The organism is Aquitalea sp. S1-19 (assembly GCF_024343515.1).
In genome coordinates this window covers 1-2016 of record NZ_RJTZ01000243.1, presented here as the reverse complement: position 1 = coordinate 2016, position 2016 = coordinate 1, and the positions used below count along the sequence as shown (strand labels likewise).

The 2016-nt window shown below is 58.1% G+C and carries 2 protein-coding genes and 2 tRNA genes; 1 reads left to right on the top strand and 3 read right to left on the bottom strand.

Annotated features, from left to right (window positions below; translation table 11 throughout):
* Positions 1-363, top strand: a 363-nt coding sequence (locus tag EGI20_RS17775) for a single-stranded DNA-binding protein (RefSeq protein ID WP_498632839.1), incomplete at its 5' end; no start/stop codon positions are given.
* A gap of 34 nt (positions 364-397) precedes the next feature.
* On the opposite strand, the gene EGI20_RS17770 is transcribed toward EGI20_RS17775, so the two are convergent.
* From EGI20_RS17770 to EGI20_RS17760, 3 genes are all read right to left on the bottom strand, one after another.
* A complete protein-coding gene (locus EGI20_RS17770; protein ID WP_498632841.1) occupies positions 398-1561 on the bottom strand; it encodes a site-specific integrase in 1164 nt (387 codons plus the stop codon).
* 165 nt (positions 1562-1726) lie between these two features.
* Positions 1727-1800 (bottom strand) — tRNA-Cys (locus tag EGI20_RS17765).
* Between the two features lie 39 nt (positions 1801-1839).
* Positions 1840-1915, bottom strand: a tRNA-Gly gene (locus tag EGI20_RS17760).
* Positions 1916-2016 lie beyond the last annotated feature (101 nt).

The window sequence follows — 2016 nt, the reverse complement described above, 5'->3', positions numbered from 1 at the left end:
ACCCAGGGCGGCGATGCGGTGCTGTCGTTTCGCGTGGCCAGCGATATCGGCTTTGGCGAAAAAAAGACCACCAACTGGTTTGGCTGCCAGGTGTGGGGTAAGCGCGCCGAGGCGCTACTGCCCTATTTGATCAAAGGGCAGCAGGTGACAGTATACGGCCAGCTGACACTGCGCGAATGGACAGATAGGGACGGTATTAAGCGCCTGTCGCCAGATGTGCGCATCAATGAAGTGAGCATGCAAGGCGGGAAACGCGACGATGCGCAGCAGCCAGCGGACAGCAATAAACCACCGAGACAACCGGCACGCAGCAGCTACGGAGGCCAGAAGCACGCCGCCAGTAAGGGCGAATATCCATACTAAACAACACAACGGGCCATATCTGGCCCGTTTTGCATTACCACATCAGATCAGCCAGATCCGAGCCGCGCAGGTTTGCGTAGCGTGCCAGCATGCGCGGGTCGCGGTGGCCGGTCACCTTGGCAATTTGCAGGTCGGACATCTTGGTACGCTCGAATAGGCGGCTGGTGGCCTCATGCCGCAGGTCGTGAAACTTGAGGTCGGCACAGCCGGACACCTCAAACACGCGGGAAAACTGTGCGGACAGAAGCGAGGTGATGCGTCTGAGTCCAGCGGCATCGGTATTGCTTAGCCAGGGAAATAGCCGGCCACGGCTCAGACTAAAGCCGGCCATGCCGCGGGTGCCGCTTTCGACTTGCTCGCGATAGCGCGCCAGAACCGCCAGCGCCACGCTGGAGAGCGGAATTTGCCGCTTGTCGCCATTCTTGGTTTTATCCAGAAAGATGGTGCGTTTCTCAAGGTCAATCTGCGAAAGCTCCAGTGTGTAGATTTCACGCATGCGCATGGCCGTTTCAAGCGCCAGGTCAAACAGGCATTCCAGCGCACCCTGCCATTTGAGCGCTAGCGGGCGTTCGCGTCCTTCTGGCGTGGCGCCGGCGAGCATGGCGCGAATGGCCGCCTCTTCGCCAGGGTTTAGTCGCCGGTCGCGGGCAATATCGCTGGGGATCGTCGCCTTGCCATCGTCGCCACGCAGCACGGCCGCATCGCTCGGGGTGTAGTTCGCGTAGCGGCGCGGCAGCTGGCGCAGCGGATTGGAGATGAACACGCTGCCAGCACTGCGCGTTACCCAGTCGAGACAGCGCGCCAGCGCGCCAACATAGTGGCGGATGGATGATGGGGCGAGCTGCTGGGTTTGCTTCATGCTGCGCACCCATGATTCGACCCATGCGTAATCGACAGCGGTCAGCGTGGCACCGCCTACCCTATCGAGCAGCACACCAAGCACCGGCCTATCGGCTGCGGATACATCAACGGCAATCAGGTAGCCGCGGATCGCATCGGCAATGGTGGCGAGGTGCGGCTTCTGGTCGAGCAGGTCATCAGGAACGATGCCGCGATCAAGTAGCGACTCAAGGCGGAGGCAATAGGCGTCGCCTTCGGCCTCGTTGGTAAATGTGAACGTAGCTGGCTTGGGCAAAATACCCTTGCGCCGAACAATGAATTCCCAGTTTCCGCTGGAGCGTAAGCGCTTGGTGGCCATGACAATTCCCGTAGACGGCAAAAACTATAGTCTACGCGCAGCATGCCACTTTTTCAGAGTGGCACGAGAGCAAGAAACAAGGACTTAGCGCAACATGCGGCGCGTGCGACTACACAAAGAAAATAAGAAAAAGCCCCGCAAACTCAATGTTTACGGGGCTTTGACTGGAGGCGGGGGTCGGAATCGAACCGGCGTAGACGGCTTTGCAGGCCGCTGCATAACCACTTTGCTACCCCGCCATAAGGGGTGGGAACAAACTTGCGTTTATTCCTAATAACTGGAGCGGGAAACGAGGCTCGAACTCGCGACCTCAACCTTGGCAAGGTTGCGCTCTACCAACTGAGCTATTCCCGCATCACATTTCTTGTCTTGCTAACGTTGCCGTCTTCAAGAGAATGCGAATTATAAGGATTTTCCGAAGCCTGTCAACACTTCATGCATCCATTTTTTTATCC

Coding starts and splice junctions, on each gene's coding strand:
- EGI20_RS17770 (WP_498632841.1), bottom strand. CDS start 1,561: ATGGCCACCAAGCGCTTACGCTCCAGCGGAAACTGGGAATTCATTGTT.